The 18,908-nt window shown below is 55.4% G+C and carries 13 protein-coding genes; 7 read left to right on the top strand and 6 right to left on the bottom strand.

Annotated elements, in window-relative coordinates; all coding sequences use genetic code 11:
- The first annotated feature begins 38 nt into the window (after positions 1-38).
- Entirely contained in the window at positions 39-1,295 is a 1,257-nt protein-coding gene (locus VEV40_RS15710) for a divalent metal cation transporter (RefSeq protein ID WP_324833679.1), read from the top strand.
- 145 nt (positions 1,296-1,440) lie between these two features.
- Here the strand turns inward: VEV40_RS15710 and VEV40_RS15705 are convergent, their stop codons facing one another.
- Positions 1,441-2,901: a sigma-54 dependent transcriptional regulator gene (locus VEV40_RS15705; RefSeq protein ID WP_324833677.1), complete on the bottom strand. Its 1,461-nt coding sequence runs from the start codon at positions 2,899-2,901 to the stop codon at positions 1,441-1,443.
- A gap of 421 nt (positions 2,902-3,322) precedes the next feature.
- On the opposite strand from VEV40_RS15705, the gene VEV40_RS15700 reads away from it, so the two are divergent.
- Positions 3,323-3,637, top strand: a complete 315-nt coding sequence (locus tag VEV40_RS15700) for a helix-turn-helix transcriptional regulator (RefSeq protein ID WP_324833676.1) — start codon at positions 3,323-3,325, stop codon at positions 3,635-3,637.
- Between the two features lie 47 nt (positions 3,638-3,684).
- Here VEV40_RS15700 and VEV40_RS15695 read toward each other — a convergent pair whose 3' ends face one another.
- From VEV40_RS15695 to VEV40_RS15680, 4 genes are all read right to left on the bottom strand, one after another.
- A complete protein-coding gene (locus VEV40_RS15695) occupies positions 3,685-5,178 on the bottom strand; it encodes a hypothetical protein (RefSeq protein WP_324833675.1) in 1,494 nt (497 codons plus the stop codon).
- 8 nt (positions 5,179-5,186) lie between these two features.
- Positions 5,187-6,404, bottom strand: coding sequence for a hypothetical protein (locus tag VEV40_RS15690; RefSeq protein ID WP_324833673.1), 1,218 nt, complete (start codon positions 6,402-6,404; stop codon positions 5,187-5,189).
- 77 nt (positions 6,405-6,481) lie between these two features.
- The gene (locus VEV40_RS15685) at positions 6,482-6,922 is read right to left on the bottom strand and encodes a hypothetical protein (RefSeq protein WP_324833672.1); all 441 of its coding nucleotides are present in this window, start codon (positions 6,920-6,922) and stop codon (positions 6,482-6,484) included.
- A 146-nt stretch (positions 6,923-7,068) separates the two neighbouring features.
- Positions 7,069-8,964, bottom strand: a complete 1,896-nt coding sequence (locus tag VEV40_RS15680) for a GMC family oxidoreductase (protein WP_324833671.1) — start codon at positions 8,962-8,964, stop codon at positions 7,069-7,071.
- A gap of 153 nt (positions 8,965-9,117) precedes the next feature.
- Here VEV40_RS15680 and VEV40_RS15675 point away from each other — a divergent pair, with 153 nt between their 5' ends.
- The 3 genes from VEV40_RS15675 (at position 9,118) to VEV40_RS15665 (ending at position 15,066) form a co-directional block, all read left to right on the top strand.
- Positions 9,118-10,293, top strand: a complete 1,176-nt coding sequence (locus VEV40_RS15675) for a catalase family protein (RefSeq protein WP_324833670.1) — start codon at positions 9,118-9,120, stop codon at positions 10,291-10,293.
- A 130-nt stretch (positions 10,294-10,423) separates the two neighbouring features.
- Positions 10,424-12,871: a hypothetical protein gene (locus VEV40_RS15670; RefSeq protein WP_324833669.1), complete on the top strand. Its 2,448-nt coding sequence runs from the start codon at positions 10,424-10,426 to the stop codon at positions 12,869-12,871.
- A gap of 23 nt (positions 12,872-12,894) precedes the next feature.
- Positions 12,895-15,066 (top strand): hypothetical protein, encoded by a 2,172-nt coding sequence (locus VEV40_RS15665; RefSeq protein ID WP_324833668.1) that lies wholly within the window; start codon positions 12,895-12,897, stop codon positions 15,064-15,066.
- Positions 15,067-15,069: 3 nt separating this feature from the next.
- On the opposite strand, the gene VEV40_RS15660 is transcribed toward VEV40_RS15665, so the two are convergent.
- Entirely contained in the window at positions 15,070-16,692 is a 1,623-nt protein-coding gene (locus VEV40_RS15660) for an amidase (protein WP_324833667.1), read from the bottom strand.
- 220 nt (positions 16,693-16,912) lie between these two features.
- Between VEV40_RS15660 and VEV40_RS15655 the strand changes: the two genes are divergently transcribed.
- Both VEV40_RS15655 and VEV40_RS15650 read left to right on the top strand, forming a co-directional pair.
- On the top strand, positions 16,913-18,292 hold the full coding sequence (locus tag VEV40_RS15655) for a DUF1501 domain-containing protein (RefSeq protein ID WP_324833665.1): 1,380 nt from the start codon (positions 16,913-16,915) through the stop codon (positions 18,290-18,292).
- Between the two features lie 88 nt (positions 18,293-18,380).
- Positions 18,381-18,908 (top strand): hypothetical protein (locus tag VEV40_RS15650; RefSeq protein ID WP_324833663.1); only part of this gene is annotated, 528 nt, incomplete at its 3' end.

Raw genomic sequence — 18,908 nt, 5'->3', positions numbered from 1 at the left:
TCTTTGCGATGTAAACAACCAAGTACCCAGCGCCACGCATGCTGAAACGATGGAGAACCCGGATATTTCTGTTCCTTGCGGTGCTTGGGCCGGGATTCATTACGGCGAATGTGGACAACGACCCGAATGGAATCCTCACTTATTCGCAATCGGGTGCGCAGTTCGGTTATTCACTGCTCTGGACGATTATTCCGATTACAGTGGCGCTCATCATCGTGCAGGAAATGTGCGCGCGAATGGGTGTTGTAACCGGCAAGGGCTTAAGTGATCTCATTCGCGAAGAGTTCGGCCTGCGCATGACCTTCATCGTCATGGTTCTGCTGGTCATCGTGAATTTCGGCAACGTGATAGGAGAGTTCGCCGGTATTGCCGGCAGTCTTCAGCTATTCCATCTCTCGAAATACATTTCTGTGCCGATTTGCGCTGCATTGGTGTGGCTGCTGGCTGTGCGCGGGGACTACAAGAGCGTCGAGAAGGTATTTCTCACTGCGTCAGCCTTCTACATTGCCTACATCATTACGGGAGTGCTTTCAGGGCCAAGCTGGCACACTGCTATCGTCGCGACCGTTAAACTGCCCCCGCGAGCATTTTGGAATCAACATGGCTATGTCTTTATGGTCGTCAGCGTCATTGGCACGACGATCGCTCCGTGGATGCAGTTTTATCTGCAGTCTTCCATTGTCGAAAAAGGTGTCAGCATAAGGAAGTACGCGGCAACCCGGCTTGACGTGATCGTCGGGTCAATCTTCACCGATGTGGTCGCATGGTTCATCATCGTGGCCTGCGCGGCGACGCTCTGGGCGCACGGGATGGGAAACATTGCTATGCCTGCCGATGCGGCGGAAGCGATGAAGCCGCTGGCCGGTTCATATGCTTTCCTGCTTTTCGCTTTCGGACTATTTAATGCTTCGTTCTTCGCGGCGTCAGTGCTTCCTCTGTCGACCGCATATACAGTTTGCGAGGGCCTCGGCTTCGAATCTGGAGTAGACAGGAATTTTGCTCAAGCCCCTTTTTTCTACTGGCTTTATACCTTGTTGATTGCGGGCGGGGTGGCGGTAGTGCTTATTCCGGATTTTCCTCTCGTTCAGTTCTCTATCTTTTCGCAGGCGCTGAACGGCATATTGCTGCCTATAGTTATTGTTTTCATGCTGCTGTTAATTAATCGCAAGGACCTGATGGGCAAGCACGTCAATTCACACTGGTTCAACGCGGCGGCATGGCTGACGGCGATTATTGTGACCATACTGTCCGGGATACTAATGTTTCAGCAGATAGGAAATGTCTGGAAGCACTAAAAGAAAAGCCCCAATCTTTGCGGAAGATTGGGGTCAGGAGGTATTGTGTTTTCAAGAGACATTGCCAGAGTACGGGATGGCGGACAGACCGTCTTGAGCACGATGGCGGGTTTTACTCTCCACCTTTCGGTGGATGGAGATTCTGCTAAAAAACCCGCTTGTTTTCTGGTCGCTCTTTTTTGTCGGCAATTCCATATTTCTGCAATTTGTAAAGAAACGCGCGATATTCCAGGTCCAGCCTGGCGGCGGCCTGCCTGCGATTCCAGCGCGTTGCTTCAAGCGCTTCCACTAATAGCCTGGACTCCGCGAGACGGGATTGCTCCGCGAGGCGATCGATGGAAGAGCCACCGTTCCTGCCGTTCGTATGGTCGTTCGACGATGTGACTTGCTTGGGGATGGCTGGCGCGGCAGATTGAGCGAGTTCATGCGCCAATATCGACGGGTCCTGATAAACGAGCAACCGGCGCATGATGTTTTCGAGCTCCCGCACATTTCCAGGCCAGTTGTAGTCGAGCAATGCCTGACGTAGTTCTTCTGTAATGTCAGGCATCGCGGCCCCCGGCCGTAGATGCCTGCGCAGCAGAACCTCCGCGAGTGGCAGAATCTCATTCCTTCGCTCGCGCAGGGGTGGAATCACAATGCTTACCACGTTCAAGCGATAATACAGATCCTCGCGGAAGGTTCCCTGTTCGATAGCCTGTCGCAGGTCGCGATGCGTTGCCGCAAGGACTCGGACATTGACCCGGACTGTCCGGTTGCTGCCCAGAGGCTGAATCTCACCGTCCTGCAGGACCTGAAGCAGCTTCGCCTGGAGGCGAATGTCCATGTCGCCAATTTCGTCGAGGAGAATTGTCCCGCCCTGTGTGATTTCAAATTTGCCTGGCTTGTCGATGATAGCGCCGGTGAAAGCGCCTTTTTCATAGCCGAATAGCTCGCTTTCAACGAGCTCGGAAGGCAAGGCCGCGCAGTTCAGTTTCAGGAACGGCTTATTGGCGCGCGGAGAACAGGCACACAATCGCCGCGCCATCACTTCTTTTCCTACTCCGGTCTCTCCATGTAGCAGAACAGGCACGTCGGCCATGCCAACGCGCGCAAGAAACTTGGACGAAAATAAAGACGAAGCGCCATGGTCATGTTCTGAATGTGGCGTCTGGTCTTCCTGCCGTGCCTTTTCCGCTAAGACTCCAGCGGTACTGGCAGCGTGCTGGATGATTTGAGTCAGCCCCTCCACAGTCGCTGATTTTTGCAGCATGTGAATGTTGCCATTCTGCACGGGAAGATTGCTGGGCAGGCTCCGTGCATTTTCAGGAAGCAGCAGAATCTGCAGGTACGGATGGATTGACGAGATTTCTGAAAGCACGGCGAAGTCCTGCTCGCGTCGCATGGTGACATTGCAGAAAAGCGCCACCTTCGCGGCACAATCAGGATCGCGAAGATAGGGGATCGCTTCCGGAACGTCCTTCAACTGGAGAAGGTCGTAGTTCTGGCTCAAGCAAACATGAGCGCTGCGGTTCTCCCCGATGATGACAATCTCGCCTGGCATAGTTTCACTTGGCCCGTTGGCCGCATCGTTAGTCGCCCAATCTGCTCCCTGGACACCCGGCAATCAATTTTTTCATTCGCGTCAGGCTGGAAGGCTTTGCTTCAACAACAATTTATTGGTCTATCCTGACGAGAGTATTTACCTGAACACTGTGCCATTTCCAGAGGGCCTCCAACAACCTTTCTTTGGCATTTGATTACCATTGATTTTTACCCTCGTAAAATCAATAGACCAAAGTAAGTTACCTGTTTCATCCAGCGTCGGTCATGCCTATTTTTGTGCCGATAGGTGGCAGTCTGGAGCTCAAGGCAATTAAGCCAAGACACGATCAATACTTTCCACTCTTTAGGAATAGTGGCAAAAGTTCGGGAGGCTGAGAAGTGAGCCTACGCCTGCGAAACGCAAAAAAATGTTGGCAAAGTGGAAGCTTAAGACTTTGGCGCGCTGATTGCTATGTTTTCAAATCAGCCGGGGAGCATTGTTCATGGAATACAGTTCCCAAACACGAAATTTCGAGACATATACCGTGCCAATTCATCGCGATATTTACCCGAATCTGAAGTTGAGAATTTATACGAGCGGCCTTCGTCAAAATCGAATGGCGAAAATGCTGGGCATTGATGAAGCCCATCTGAGCAAGATCATCAACGGCTTTCGTGAGCCCAGCGAAGATTTGCGGGAGCGGATCGCCGAAATCCTGCACGCCGACCCCGAATGGCTGTTCCATAAGGTCTTCATTACTGAGGAAAATTCCGGCTTCGATAGTGGAGCCATGCCGTCAAATAGACCGAACCGATAGGCGTAGAGATAGCCAGGTACGTTGCGCCAGTCAACTGACTTGTATCTCTATGCCCTCGCGAGAAAGCGCAATGCGCGGATGCCGGGCATGAAGAAGTAAGCGCCACCGCGGACGGTAACAAACTGAGGAAGAGTATTGATCCTGCGGTTCGCCGAATTCTTCTGCGCCAATGAAAATGTGTTGGTGACGGGGCAGCCCGGAATCGGCTCGCGATTTCCCAGCAAGGGGTCGCTCTCCTCGGTGAGGCCGCCGAACTTGCTGCTCATCACCCAGGCGCTTTGCACAAATTCAAACTGGCGCGAGATGTTGGCTCCCAGGGCAATGAAGTGTATTCCACGGCTGGCCTCGTCTTGTAGGCCGGCGTGCAGCGCGTCTGCAACCGACAACCCAGGCCCATATTCGCGTCCGCGGCGAAGAATCCGATGAAAACGGGTGGAAGCAATCACGTCCTGGCCAAAGGAATTTTCTCCGAAGCCGAGCGTGTGCTTGAGTTTTGAGAATATGTTGTTGCTCGCCCCGGGCAGGTCGGTTGTTCGCGGATTGGCGCGCCGAATGTGCGACCCCAATGGGCAGCGCAGCCCGGGGGCGTCAACGTCGAAGGTGAATTGATTCCGTGCGGCGTCCTCTTTGTCGATCCCGGCAATTGGCTGGCTGCTTAGTTCCACCAGAGGTTGGCCATTCTGCCTGCGGCCCACAAACGCTTCGGCGAGTTCCTGGCGGGCCTGTGGATCGGAATGCGCCTGCTTATCGACAAACTGCCAGAATCCGCGAACGTCTTGTGTCAACTGACGAAAAACCAGATACGTCCCATTCCGGCCTAGGTCGAGCATCCCCGGTTGATCTTCGGCAACCGGCAAGACTGAAGGCGAATTGCTGGCAGGAAGAAGCGGACGGTCCGTATATTTGCCGTATTCGTTGGGGTAGCCGAGCAGAAATTCCCCGAGCGAGACCAGATTGCCGTATACAAGCTCGTCGCCTTTGACCTGTCGTTTCTGCTGCCAGTCAATGGTTGGCTGGCTGACGCCATCAGTAAAGCCGAAAGGCTCTACGCCGAACAGGTTTGACGTAGGCAGGCAATCGAGCACTTCAAAAGCGTCGTTCCAGTCCGGCCCGCGAACCGTTTGCGACCAACTGTCGAGAAGGGTTTCGCGGGCATAAATCATCACCACGAGGTGGGGAATCTTGCCTTCGCCGCCCCATTCCCAATGCTGTGGAGCGTTTGCGCCTATATCTCCCAGTCGCAAAGAACGGTTCTCCTCACCCGCCATGCCTGAGCAGAATTCCGCTGAGAATCCAGAGAGAATATCTTCCGCAAGTCCAAGCGCGCGCAATCCGTCGGCGGTGAACGCAACCTGAAGGGCCGTGTCCGGAGCCTGCGACAGGGCAACTGCATCCGACACGGGCGCGGACGCAAGCCACGACCGCGCTGCGGCTGCATCGCGAATGCGTAGCAGGTGAAATGAGGCTTCAGTAAGCGCGCCATAGCCGAAACGTACCAAGCCCTGAATGTCAGCGAAATCGACTGAAGATGGCTTCGTCATGGCAGTCCTCAAAGAAGTTGGGCCCATTGCTGCAACTGCGAATCAGACATGGCCGGATTTTCAAGCCCCTGGCGAATGAGCGTGTTTCGCTCCAGGTTGAGCGCCGTCAGGCCGGGATGCCCGTTGTACCAAACCTCTGTCGCCAACTCGTGTCTGCGGATGAAGTACTTGAACTTCTGCTCGTCTTTGGCGCCGTCGAGCACCAGCCAGTTGCTCGTGGGGTATCCAATGCCGTTGCTGAAGACGACGTTCAGGCCGAAAGCGACCTTGTCGATAAAGTCGTCCATGTAGCTGTCCAGGCTGCCGTCGTAATTGCTGGCAAAGAAGAGCCGCTTCTTGTCATCGAGAAACGTCCAGCGTGCGAAGTGAATGGTAGTCACTCGTGCAAGCCGGCCGCGATTGAAGATGTGCCGCGTGGTGTAGTTGATGAGCCAGAGAATATAGATGAGCGTCCAGCGGCGAAACAAACCCGGTTTCACGCTGCCGAATGCACTGAATTGATTGGTGACATCATGGTCTTCAAGGGCAGCCAATTGGTTCGCGTGCGTCTGATCAGGACGAGGTGCGATTTCCAGGTCTCTTCGCTCGCGCCGGCGGAGTTGAAGGATAAAAATGGGCGCGTACACGATGAGCAGGGGCAGGAGAAGCAGCAACAATAGAGGTATGGCAACAAGATGGGCGATGTTTCTGATATCCCAAAGAAGCGGGGTTGCCGACTCCGGCGTGAGCTGAAGCCGTCCGGCGCTTTGCTCTGATGTAATGAAGGCGCGCAGTTCAGTTTGTAGCTGGCGCGGCGGCAAATTCGCACGCGAGCTGTCAGCGTTAAGCCATTCGCGAATGGCCTGCTGTAATGCGCTTTCTTCGTGGACCTGCTGCATCGTCCGGCCAAGCCAGTTCACATAGGCGGTGGCCGGATTCCGATGGTATCGCTTTATCCATGCAACTAAATCTGTTCCCTGTGAGAATCCTTCACAGTGCGCGAAAATGCGCGCCAGCCCCGCGGAAGAGCACCCGACTAATTTCGAGAGAAAAGTGTCGAGCGTGCCATCGAAATCACAGAGAAACGCGAGATAAATGGGATATTCAGGCTGGGGAAGGTTGTAGACACGAATGTCTCCGAGCGTCTGGTCTTGGAGTATGACCAGACGCGCGAAGTGCAGTTCTTCCAGCCGCGCAAAGGGTACAAGCCCATTTTCCGGATCAACCACGCCCGGCGCGCTATTCATCGAAAGTAGCAGGCTTCGCAGATCTTCTATGCGCCCGGCGGCGATGGGCGCCACGAAGTTTAATTGCGCTTGCGGAATCATTGTCCCGGAAACTGGACTGCGAAGTTGATGAGTTTGCTGTTCTTCCAGTAGACGATTCCGAGATACAGCCCCGGGCTGATGATGCGAATTTCGTCCCGAATCCAGTGCGCCACCAGCGACGTTTCGGAATAATCCAGAACGATGCAGTCCTTCTTATCAAACCAGCTTGTTCCTTTGTAGACCTTGGCGATGATCGCGTTGATCCCAAGAGGGAGAATGCGGTTGCGGAGCGTTCCACTGGCGGCGTCGAAGGTCTTTCCCTGCCATGCGAAATGATTAATGAACTCGGCAATCTCAGCGGAATACGTGGTGCCGGGCGCGATGATGGCGGTCCCATTCGCCGGGCCGTCAGGGATGTCGCCAGGCTCGCTGGCGCTGAACAGATCGTCGAGCTCTTTCTGGGACATGGCCAGTAATTGAGGAACTGTATATGGCATAGAATTTGAACTCCTCGAAAAGTCTGGAGCGCATACACGCCTCCGACAAAATAGTGCGCCCCAACTCCGGCGCGTTGCAGGACTGCACTGTGAATTGCAGTCAAATATCGTTTGGAACCCGGAAGTTGTCAATCGAAAGATTTCGACTAGTTTCCCGCGTCTTCAAGGATGACGTCGGCGGCTTTTTCGCCGATCATATAGACCGAACACACTATAAAGAACCCCGGAATACGGGGAAAGACTGATGCGTCGACGACGCGCAAGCCGGTTGTTCCATGAACGCGAAAGCTGCTGTCGAGCACGCCACCGGATTCTTGCGGTCCAATGGCGCAGGTGCAGGAAGCGTGGTGCCCCCATGCGTTGTTGCGAATATATTGGCGCAACTCATCATCGGACTGAAGCGCGCTGCCCGGCAATGTTTCTTCTGCGATCACATTGTTCTGGCGGAGCTTGTCCGTCAACGTCCGTACAAAGCGGATGCCGTCTACGACGGAATCCAGATCTTCGCCGCCATCCGGAGTGCCCTCTTCGAAGTAGTGAAAATTGATTTGAGGCATATCAAGGGGATCAGCAGAGCGCAGCGTAACTTCACCGGCGCGGTTGTTCGTGTGGGCCTTAAGTACAGCCCAGGTCAGGTAGTCCCGGTTGGTGGCGAACACCTGGGAATAACCGGGGAAATAGCCTTCAAAGCGGCCCAGTACGGCGAGGCAGAAGATATCCGGCAGGGGACGATCGGGTGCCGATCGTTTGAACAGCGACAGCACTGTGCCGTTTGTTATGTATGCGCCATCGTGGCCATTGGCCCAGCACTCATACTGGGGATCGCCTTTGTAGAATTTTGCGCCATTAAATACTTCCCACTCGGCGAAATTCATGCGATTTACAACACCGATCTCATAGCGATCCTGCAGGTTCTTACCAACGCCGGGAAGGTCAACACGGACCTCAATTCCATGGCCTCGCAGTTCGTCAGCGGGTCCGATGCCCGAAAGCATGAGCAACTGCGGCGTATTGAACGCGCCTCCAGACAGAATGACTTCACGCCGGGCATTCGCGACGCATTTTATGCCGGGTGATGCGCTGGCTGAGGCGTGCGCACGATAGAGCCGTGCTCCCTTCAGATATTCCACTCCGGTGGCGCGCTGGTTCTCATCGAACAGCACACGTGTGGCGAGGGCGTCTAGTTCGATTTGCAGCTTGTTCGGATATTTTGCCGCAACCGTCAACAAGCGCTCGCGCGCGCCCATCCTGGCATGGTTCTTGGTCGTCAGCGGCATATAGCGCAGGCCGGTCGCGTTTTCTTTCACAGTCCGCCAGTCGTTCGGGTCCCCGAGGCTTTCAATCGCCCATCGGGCCTGGTCGGCAACATCGCCTAACTCCGCGGCTGCTTCGTTGATCGATGCCAGCAACACTTTCAGTAGGTCGTCCTTCAACAACGCCGATAGCGGAAGGGCGACTTCGGTTTGCAGCCATCCATCCCAGCCGTGCCGCGTAGGATTAATGCCGAACTTTACCTCCAGGCGCTCTGGCCAGCGATGGTGGCAGTCCTCCATCCGCTCGAAATAGTGGCGCATGTTGTCGCTGTTCCAGGATTGGTCATCGGTAAGCTGCGCGATTGCATCCCAGTCGGCATTGTGCGGATAGACGAAGATCATCGCGTTGTGCGCGGTGCAGCCGCCCAGCGTTCCGGCGCGTGGATACAAGACCCCATCGACCTGCTTGCTGTCATACACATCGCGATATTTTGGATCGAGCTTCTGCGCCTGCGTGTCGGCATAGTGGCGGACAAAGAAGTCCCAGCGCATGGCTTCGTTTTCTGAGGCGAAGGGGTGGAAACAGGGCACGTCGTAGTCGTCTGGGAGTCTGTCGGCCCCCGGCGTGCCGGCATCGGCGGCAGGAAGCTGCTTGCAGTCGCTGCCTGCCTCAAGCAAAAGCACGGTATGGCCGGCCTCCGCCAGACGAGCTGCCACAGTGCCTCCGCCCGCTCCGGAGCCGACGACAATATAGTCCCATGTGTCTTGTGAAGGGCCATTAGCGTTCATTTGTAATCGATGTTCCTGGATCACCAGCATCCTATAAGAAATTTTTGCTGCGAAACTGTAAGTTTTGCCCCAAAGAATCTGTTCAGGAACGGGTCATCTTCGCGATAGAATTGCGCACTACTACTGCTTTATTTTCCGAAGAAAACGATAGCGATGTCTCTTGGCCCGCGCATCAACGACGCCATTCTCGGTCTGGTCACACTGGAACATCGCGTCGATCCCTATTTCCGAGATGGCTTTAATGCGCTCTTGCAGCACCCTCTCGTCAATATGGTGCAATTCTTCCTGCGCCTGCTTCACAAAAATCCTGAGACCGCTCTGTGTCAGGAGATTGTTGAACCCGATGAGCAACAAATCGCCGCAGCCATTACTGAAAAGATGAAGGAGTTTACCGCGCTAGAATACCAAGGTCGCACGGCGGAACGAGCCGGGAACACAAAGACATATGGTGTCGTTCGCGCCGAATTTCAGGTCTTGGAGGAGGTACTGCCCATCGTCAGAAAAGGGGTGTTCGCCGAAGCTAAGACCTATCCAGCGTGGATCAGATTCTCAGGGCCTGGGCCATTGTCGCCGCCTGATGTAGCCGACGCCGGAATCTTGAGCATAGGCATTAAAGTCATGGGCGTGGCGGGAGACAAGCTCCTGGGCGACGAAAAATGGACACAGGATTTTCTCGGCATCAGCTGTCCCACATTTACGACTCCGAATACAAAAGAAAACCTGAAGCTCCAAGGCGAGATCTACGCTCGGACTCCAGTGTTCTATTTCTTTAAACCATTTGATTCGCACCTGCTGGATGCTGCCATGCAGGGCCTGTACGCCAGGATGAACCGAAGTCCGCTGGAAGTGCAGTATTGGAGCTGTGTCCCATATCTGTGCGGCGATGGCCTGGCGGTCAAGTATTCCGTGCGTCCGGCATCGGATCACAAAACGAAGATACCGTGGAATCCGCCTGATAACTGGCTGCGACAATCGCTGGCGATGCGGCTGGCGAATGAAGATGTGGAGTTGGATTTCCTGATCCAGGCCCAGACGGACCCGCGCAGAATGCCGATAGAAGACGCATCGATAGAGTGGCCGGAGCGCCTGTCGCCCTTCGTTCCAGTCGCGAAAATTCGCATTCCGCGGCAGCGTTTTGACTCACCTGAGCAGCTTGACTTTGCTAACGTGCTTTCCTACAACCCATGGCATACATCCGCAACACATCGCCCGTTAGGGAACCAGAACCGTGCGCGGAAGCTCATCTACACGCAGTTGTCTGAGATGCGGCAGGCCATGAATCATGCGCCTCACATTGAGCCGGACGGCTCAGAGACTTTCCAGCAGTAATTTGTGCTGACCGGATGGATTCGCTGTGATACCATCCTCGGCCATAAAGCTCATGTGAAACATTCAGCTGTGCCGCTGCACTATGCACCAAGTCTGTGCTTCGAAACAGGAGTCCTGCTGAAAAATGACTATGTCTTGGTTTCGCTCTTCTCTCCCATGGATGGCAAGCGCTTCCATTTGCCTTGCCTTTGCGACAAGTTGCACTCATGGGCCGAAGGCAGGTGAAGTAAAAGATGAAGCGCTCCGCGCAGGCCGTGCGCCGGCGTCATTTCCAGCCGCCGATGAAGACTACTTTCACGACATGGATGGCGGCATTGCTCTGACCTCGGATGAGGTCAAGGGCCGCGATATGTGGCTGCTGTGGACGGGCGGCAACGACCGGTTCTGGGATTCGCTGGCCACCAGCAGCGTCGGCATCGTTGATCTGTTGAAGACAGTATCTTCGTATCCGAGTTACAAGTTCACCCGCGACAATCGCTGGGACTACCTCGGCCTCGTGAACGAGCCGTGCTTTAAGAAAGCCACCGGACCGGACCCAAATCATTTCGGCCTATGGCTCGATCAGCGCGACCCCAGCTGCCCGCCTGATCCGTTTGGGAACGAGCAGAAGTATCCGGGCGTAAAGATCGGAGCGCGTGGGAGCACGGTTCCTGTAGGTTCCTATTATGGCTATCCCACCGGAATTGTCGGCCTGCGCTTATTCCCGAATCCTGATTTTGACGCAGCCGCCGCCAAAAAATGGGACCCAAAGCGCTATTACGATGACCCCAGCTATTACAACGACAAGAACCTGATCCGGCCGTATCGCGTAGGCATGTCGTGCGCCTTTTGTCATGTCGGGCCCAACCCGGTCAAGCCGCCGAACGACCCGGAAAATCCGAAGTGGGAGAATCTTAGCTCAAACGTAGGCGCGCAGTATTTCTGGGTGGACCGCATTCTGGTGTGGAACCCAGACATGGGCAATTTCCCATCGCAGTTGTTCCACACTTCGCGTCCGGGCACGCTGGATACATCATTGATTTCCTCTGACAATATCAATAATCCACGCACCATGAATGCTGTTTATGGCCTGCTCCCTCGCCTGGAAGTTGCAAAGCGCTGGGGCAAGGAGACGCTCGCGGGAGGGGAACTCAATAACAAGCAGTTCAATGAATATATTCATCAAGGCGAATTGACGCAGTTTTTTCAGCCTCCGAACACGGTTCGGACGGCGCGCATCCTCAAGGATGGATCGGATTCCGTTGGCGCTCTGGGCGCGCTGAATCGCGTCTATCTCAATATTGGCCTCTTCAGCGAAGAATGGCTGCTGCACTTCCGTGAACTGGTCGGCGGTGCGCCGATCACACCGATTGAGATATCCACTGCAGAGAAAAACTCTGTCTATTGGAAGGCGACCGAGCAGCAAACTCCGGACATGGCTTTGTTCTTTCTGAAGAGCACGGAGCCGCATCTGCTGAAAGACGCGCCCGGCGGCGAGGCCTACTTAACCAAAGACCAGAACCTGCTGCATCGCGGAGCGATTGTCTTTGCCGACCGCTGCGCTCGCTGCCACTCAAGCAAAATTCCGTCTCCGGCGCCAGGGGTCGATCCCGACGGCTGCGCGCGCAAGGATTATCTGGGCTGCTGGAACAAGTACTGGGCATGGACCAAGACGGATGAATTCAAGACCGCCATGCGCAAGATTGTCCTCGATAAAGATTTTCTGAAAAACAACTACCTTTCGACGGACATGCGCGTTCCGGTGACTCTGCTGCAAACCAACGCATGCAGCCCACTGGCGACGAACGCGATTGCCGGAAACGTCTGGGATAACTTCTCATCGCAGACTTACAAAGACCTGCCTTCTGTAGGCAACATCACGGTATATGATCCCTACACAGGGAAGCCGAGCACCTACACCATGCCCGCTGGCGGGCGTGGATACACACGGCCTGCTTCGCTCATTAGCGTCTGGTCGACTGCGCCGTTCCTCCTCAACAACGCAGTAGGGAAATTCAATCCAAGCCCCTCAGTTGCAGCACGTATGGACTCATTCCAGGATTCTATTGAGAAAATGCTCTGGCCGGAGAAGCGCGATAAAGACAAGCTGCTGGGCGACAAGATCCCAGGATTGATTGATCGCACAACACAGACAAGCTATCTGCGTGTATCGGGCGGGTATCTTCCGGACTACCTGAGACCCCTCCTCGGCATTGGACAGAGGCTCTTTCCCTCGATATTCGGTGAAGGCGGCATCCAGATCGGCCCGATTCCGGCAGGCACTCCAGTCGATCTATTGGCGAACTTCGATCTTCTGGGTGAGCCGGCGAACTCGGACGAGAAGCGTCAGCGCGATGAGAAAGTTCTGAAGCTTCTGCTCAAAGTGAAGCATGACCTCGAAGCTCTGCCGAAGAATGCGTCTGATGATGACGCACGCAAGGTCTTTGCCAATCTTGAGCAGCCGCTGATGGATCTGAACAAGTGCCCCGACTTCATCGTCAACCGGGGGCACTATTTCGGCACCAGCTACTTTACCGAGGAGCCGCCCCTCACCGATCAGGAAAAGCGCGACCTGATCGAGTTTTTGAAAACTTTCTGATCATGAGCGGCGACGGAAGGTCGGTGAATTCTTCTCCAACCTCCACGACGCATGGCTTTCGCATCGTAGCGGCAGTTTTGCTGTGCGCATTTGCTGTTGTTATTGCTTTCCTGCTGGCGCGACGCCACCATCGTGACGAAATCGTCCCGGACGACGCCATGCTGGCCGGGAAGACAACCGCCGATGTCCCGCAGACGGACACGCGCGTATTCGATGCAATGGACGGCGGCATAGCTCTCGATGCCGATGAAACAAAGGGCCGCAACACCTGGCTGCTGTGGACCGCTGGAGACCAGGTTTTCTGGGACTATATGGCTAGGAACGGCTTCGGTATCGTTGACCTGCTGAAGACACTGGATTCGCGCCATCGCGCCACGCGCTTTGCACAGATGGGCCTCATCAACGAACCTAGATACGGGGAGACCGCTCAGCCGGACCAGTTTGGCCTTTGGCTGGATCAGGGGCCGCAGGAGCAGGGTGTAGACGCAAATGTCTATGGCCGTCCATCGGGAGTGATCGGACTGCGGGTTTACCCAAATCCAAAATTTGACGCAGCAGCAAAGCGCGCATGGGACCCGCAGCGCTACTACAACGATCCGTCTTACTACACCAACCCGAAACTCGTTCGTCCTTATATTGTCGGGATGGCCTGTGGGTTCTGCCATGTCTCTTTCAATCCACTCAAGCCGCCTGATGATCCTGAGCGGCCGAAGTGGGAGAATCTTGCGTCGACTATCGGCAATCACTACATCGTTGCCGCAAAGGTATTCGCGGCAACAGCCAACGCTGACAGCTATGCCTATCAGATGCTTCATTCGTGGAAGCCGGGCACCATCGACACATCGTTTCTGGCTACGGATAATCTGAACGATCCAAGCAAGATCAACTCCATCTATGACCTGAAAGACCGTCTTTCGGTCGCGCATACTGAGGACATAAGCGGCGGCGCACTATATTTCTCAAATAGACAGACTTCGACCGCAGTCCCGCATGTTCTGAAAGACGGCGCTGACTCAGTCGGCCTGACGGGTGCGTTGAGCCGCGTGTATGTCAGCATCGGCGAATACAGCCAGGAATGGCTGCGCGATCATAACGTGATCGTCGGCGGATGGGCGCAGCGGCCCTTCGATGTGGCAAAAGCGCAAAAAGGCTCAGTCTATTGGCAATCGACGCTCGAGCGAATTCCGAACCTCGCCAAATTTCTCCTCACTATGCAAAGCCCGCATCTGGCCGACGCTCCCGGCGGCAGGGAACTGATGACTCGTGACGCAAAGGTGCTGGAGCGCGGCAAGGTCGTGTTTGCTGAGAATTGCGCGCGATGCCACTCAAGCAAGCAGCCGCCACCATCTATTGATCGAAACTCACCTCAATACGGTAAATGGATGAGGAACCAGGTACTGAAGCCGGACTTCCTCGAAAATAATTTCCTGTCTACCGAAGAAAGAATCCCTGTAACGCTGGTCCAAACCAACGCCGCGCGTGCTGCCGCTACGAACGCGATGGCCGGCCAGGTCTGGGACAACTTTTCATCGCAGACTTATAAAATGCTGCCATCAGTAGGTGAGATCGAGGTCACAAATCCGTTTGACGGCTCAACCAGCAGCTTTCTATTGCCGACCGGAGGCCCCGGATACTATCGCGTACCGTCGCTGCTGGGAATCTGGGCAACGGCGCCGCTACTGCACAACAGCGCGATTGGAGATCCCACCGGAGACCCATCGAGCAAAGGCAGAGTCGCCGCATTTGAGGACTCAATGGAGAAACTGCTGTGGTCAGATAAGCGTGCCGGGCTGAAATCCGTCCTGCGCACGACGGCGCAAAGCTACATAGAAATCCCAATTGCTTATCTTCCAAACGAAATGAATCAGTTTGCAGCAGACGGCTACCTGCGCATCGGCCCCATCCCTGCAAACACTCCAATAAACCTTCTGGCAAATGCGGACATCGATCTGTCGAATCCGAATAAAGAAGCGGATCGTCTGAAGCTCCTGGCAAAAGTTCAGGCTGCATTGCTGCGAATCAAGATTGAAAAGCTGAAGCCCGACGAGGCGCAGGCAGTCTTGTTGAAACTGGTGCCAGGCCTGCTAAAAATCAGCAAATGCCCGGATTTTGTCGAGGACCGCGGCCATTACTTCGGAACCAGCCTCCCCGACGCTGACAAGCGCGCCCTGATCGAATTCATGAAGACCTTTTAGCAACTATGGCGCATCAGGCAGAAGGCCCTTGTCCACCAGCACAGGGGGATGGCGGTGTTTCGTGGCTTGTTCATAGGCATAGGCCCAGCCGAGCAGATCGCCGTCTTTCCATCGCCGCGCAGAAATCTCCAGACCAAACGGCAGGCCATCGGCGTAGAACCCACCGGGAACAACCACAGCCGGAACGCCAATCATGTTGACCCAGCTTGTATCACTGTGTGGGCCATCGCTCAGATGCCCGTCTTGCGGCATGGTCTCATCGGGTGGAGGCATCTGTATCGCCGGATAGACGAATCCATCGAGATGCAGCCGGTCCAAGGCTTCATTGTATGCGTCGAGCATTTTTTGTCGCGGAGCAAAGTAGTTTGTCGCGGCCTGCGGATCGCTCTCCAGCGTTGTCTGAACAGCCTGTGGGCGGTCCTTCCGGTCATCACTGTTCATGCCGCCGATAATCGTCTCGGGCAAAGGAGAGCCAACAGCTTTCTCGTACTCTTCAGCCGAGTGGTACTGCGATGGGCCATAGCTGGCTAGAAATTTTTCGGTTCCTTCGCGGACATAAGGAAGCGTGCAGACGTGCGATGCAATTTCAGCAAAACTGTCAGGCAGTATGGAATCATCAAAGATCACTGTTGCACCGGCAGCGCGCAGCCCTTCGATTGCCTTCATAAAAGCTGCGCGTGTTTCCGGCCGCAAAGGAAGGCGAGCGGCGTCCCTCTCTTTCGCCGCTTCACTCGACGACTCCGCCGCTGGTATGCCCCGGAAGGGAATGCCTGCTCCCGCGAGAATGAAAGCAGGCACGCCGAAGCGTTTGCCTTTGAGCGCGTCTTTCTTCAGATATTGGGTATAAGGACCGGGCTGCGCTTTCGTCGCAGATTCGGCGGTTCGTGGATCCATCGGGTCTTTTCCTGCCATCACATCGAGCGCAATGGCGGCATCGGTTACGTTGCGCGCGATGGGTCCGGTGTTGTCGAGCAGCCAGTCGAGCGGCGCAATGCCGGCAATACTCACCAGTCCGCGAGTAGGAAAGACGCCCAGAACTGAGCTGGTTGCGGCTGGCATACGAATCGAGTTGCCTGTATCGGTTCCGTTGCCGAGAATTGCCAAATTTGCAGTGACGGCAGTGACGGTGCCTCCAGAAGAGCCTCCTGGGCTGAATCGTACGTCATATGCGTTGCCGGTTCGTCCGTAGGCTGTGCTGCGATTCGTGTCGCTCGCAGCAAAGTCCGGCATATTCGTCTGTCCGAGAATGACTGCTCCGGCTGCCCGCAATCGGGCGACGATGGTCGCGTCCTTTGGCGCTATCAATTCATGTCCCGGAATCATGTAGCCCTTCCATCCATCTGTAGTGATCAGCTCTTTGATGGACGTATTCGCCTTGATGACAATCGGAACACCCCACATCGTGCCGCGTTTGAAGCCGGCTCCGCCGGCCTCTGCCTCAGCATCTTCTCGGGCGGCTGTTGCCATGGCTCCAGGAACGTCGAGACTCTGTACTGCCCTGTAGATTCCGTTGTATTTCGCAATGCGTCCCAAATACCACTGCACGACTTGAGTGACGGTGTACTTATGGCTGCTGTATAACTCTTCTAATCTTGGGATCGTGACTTCGAGCAGATCGCGGTCCATGTCTGCCTGCGAAGCCGTGGTCTTGCTGGGCTGGGCTTGGATCTGCGCCCTTAAGCACGGTGCAGAAATTGAGAGAGCTATAAGCAGGCAGCAGAGGCTGGGTCGCATTTTCAATGAATCCTCGGTAATGTTCGACTCTTATAAAAACACACAACCTGGCTCAAGATGTCCGATGACGGGACTATAATTCCGGTGAGTTCGGCAGGGGGTCTGGTTTTCGATGTTTCGGCTCGACGCTGACAGGCGTGTCCATTTTTGTGACGGCGTGACTCGGCGGGATTTTCTGCATGCGGGGTCTCTAGCTTTCCTAGGTCTCACCATGCCGGAGTTCCTCAAACTCCGGGCAGCCGCTGATGTAAAGCCTAATAAGGACATCAACTGTATCCAGTTAATGCTCGTTGGCGGCCCCAGCCAGCTCGATACCTGGGACATGAAGCCCGATGCGCCGTCGTCCATTCGCGGACCGTATAAGCCCATCAAGACTAATGTTTCCGGCATCCAGATATCCGAGATATTTCCGCGCATGGCAAAACACGCCGACAAGTTCGCGCTGCTGCGGTCCTGCTATCACACAGCGGCGGCGGTGCATGACACCGGCTGCCAGATGATGCAGACAGGAAGGCTCTTCCAGGGTGGTCTTGAGTCGCCAAATTATGGCTCCGTGCTGAGATTTCAAAAAGGCGCGAAAGGCGACATGCCGGCGAACGTGCTGGTTCCTTATATGATCGGCCAACTCGGTGGCAACTTGCCTCACGGCGACACAGCCGGGTTTCTGGGCAAGAGCTACGATCCGTTCGTACTGAATGCCGATCCCTCCGATCCAAACTTCAAAGTACCCGATATGCTCCCGCCCGATTACATTTCGGCGGTGCGCGTCGACCGGCGGCGAAGCTGGCGCAATGAGATCGACCAATCGGTGAAGTATTTTGAGGAGTCGAATCAGGACGCGAAGCTGATGGATTCGACGTTCAATCAGGCATATACCCTCATGACTTCCACCAAAGCGCGCGAGGCATTCGAGCTTACGCAGGAACCGGATGACGTGCGCAAACGGTACGGCATGAACCGCTTTGGTCAGGGCTGCCTGCTGGCGCGGCGGCTGGTGGAGCGGGGCGTGCGCTTCGTCACGCTGAATATGTTCGAGACCGTGTTTAATGACATTACCTGGGACATTCACGGCTCCGCTCCCTTCAGCCCTATCAGTTGCTACAGCGACCTCGTAGGCCCCATGTTTGACAATGCCTACAGTTCGCTGCTCGAAGATTTGAGCAACGCCGGGTTGCTTGACTCCACGCTGGTGCTGGCGACGGGTGAGTTCGGGCGCACGCCGCGCATCAATCCCGCCGGCGGGCGCGACCACTGGCCACAATGCTGGACGGTGGTTCTGGCCGGAGGCGGGATCAGGGGCGGGCAGGTGGTCGGCGCGTCAGATGCGATCGGCGCTGCGCCGCAGGACAGGCCAGTAATGCCTGCTCACGTTGCGGCCACGGTTTATAAGTGCCTTGGGATTCCGGTGGATTTGGAATTGAAGACTCCGCAGGGCCGAGTGGTGCGCCTTGTGGATCATGGTTTTGACCCCATTGATGAGTTGCTGGTTTAGGTAAAGAACGTCGCTCAGTTAACGAATATTGGTCGCGGAATGGAAGCGTTTGCAAGATAATTTCCAAATTGTTCAGGGAATGATCAGAGTGAATAAGCACTCCATAAGGTTCCATCATGTTCTGCTGTTGAGCATAGTCGCCGCTGCAGTTGGCTTTCCCGGCGTAGCAGCCCAAACAAAGAACGACACTCCTTACCATCCACCCGAGATGATGAAGCCTGAGCCTGCGCCGCAAGCAGGGCACAAGTCAGCTGCCAGCGATCATCGCCCGCTCGTCGGCCTCGCCAAGATCGAGATCATTCCTTCCTCAATCACCATCACCGGACGGCACTATGCGCAGCGGCTTCTGGTTGAAGGAACCTTCGCCGACGGTCATCAGGAGGACGTAACCTCGCATGCCAATATCGCTGTTACGGATACAAAGGTCGCCATCGTGGACAAGGACAATTTCGCTGTCCCGCAAGGCGAAGGGCTGGCGACTGTCCTCGCGACCGTCGAGGGGCATCGCGCAAATGCGCCGTTGAGCGTCAAGGGTTATAACGATGTCGCGATCTGGAGCTTCCGCAATGACGTACTGCCCGTCATGACGAAGATGGGCTGCAATTCCGGCCCATGC

Origin of the sequence: Alloacidobacterium sp., from assembly GCF_035631355.1 — a bacterium.
Lineage (GTDB): Bacteria > Acidobacteriota > Terriglobia > Terriglobales > Acidobacteriaceae > Alloacidobacterium.
The sequence above is the reverse complement of the archived record's forward strand: the minus strand, read 5'-3'. Positions and strand labels throughout refer to the sequence as shown.

Coding starts and splice junctions, on each gene's coding strand:
- VEV40_RS15710 (WP_324833679.1), top strand. CDS start 39: ATGCTGAAACGATGGAGAACCCGGATATTTCTGTTCCTTGCGGTGCTT.
- VEV40_RS15700 (WP_324833676.1), top strand. CDS start 3,323: ATGGAATACAGTTCCCAAACACGAAATTTCGAGACATATACCGTGCCA.
- VEV40_RS15695 (WP_324833675.1), bottom strand. CDS start 5,178: ATGACGAAGCCATCTTCAGTCGATTTCGCTGACATTCAGGGCTTGGTA.
- VEV40_RS15690 (WP_324833673.1), bottom strand. CDS start 6,404: ATGAATAGCGCGCCGGGCGTGGTTGATCCGGAAAATGGGCTTGTACCC.
- VEV40_RS15685 (WP_324833672.1), bottom strand. CDS start 6,922: ATGCCATATACAGTTCCTCAATTACTGGCCATGTCCCAGAAAGAGCTC.
- VEV40_RS15680 (WP_324833671.1), bottom strand. CDS start 8,964: ATGAACGCTAATGGCCCTTCACAAGACACATGGGACTATATTGTCGTC.
- VEV40_RS15675 (WP_324833670.1), top strand. CDS start 9,118: ATGTCTCTTGGCCCGCGCATCAACGACGCCATTCTCGGTCTGGTCACA.
- VEV40_RS15670 (WP_324833669.1), top strand. CDS start 10,424: ATGTCTTGGTTTCGCTCTTCTCTCCCATGGATGGCAAGCGCTTCCATT.
- VEV40_RS15660 (WP_324833667.1), bottom strand. CDS start 16,692: ATGGACCGCGATCTGCTCGAAGTCACGATCCCAAGATTAGAAGAGTTA.
- VEV40_RS15655 (WP_324833665.1), top strand. CDS start 16,913: ATGTTTCGGCTCGACGCTGACAGGCGTGTCCATTTTTGTGACGGCGTG.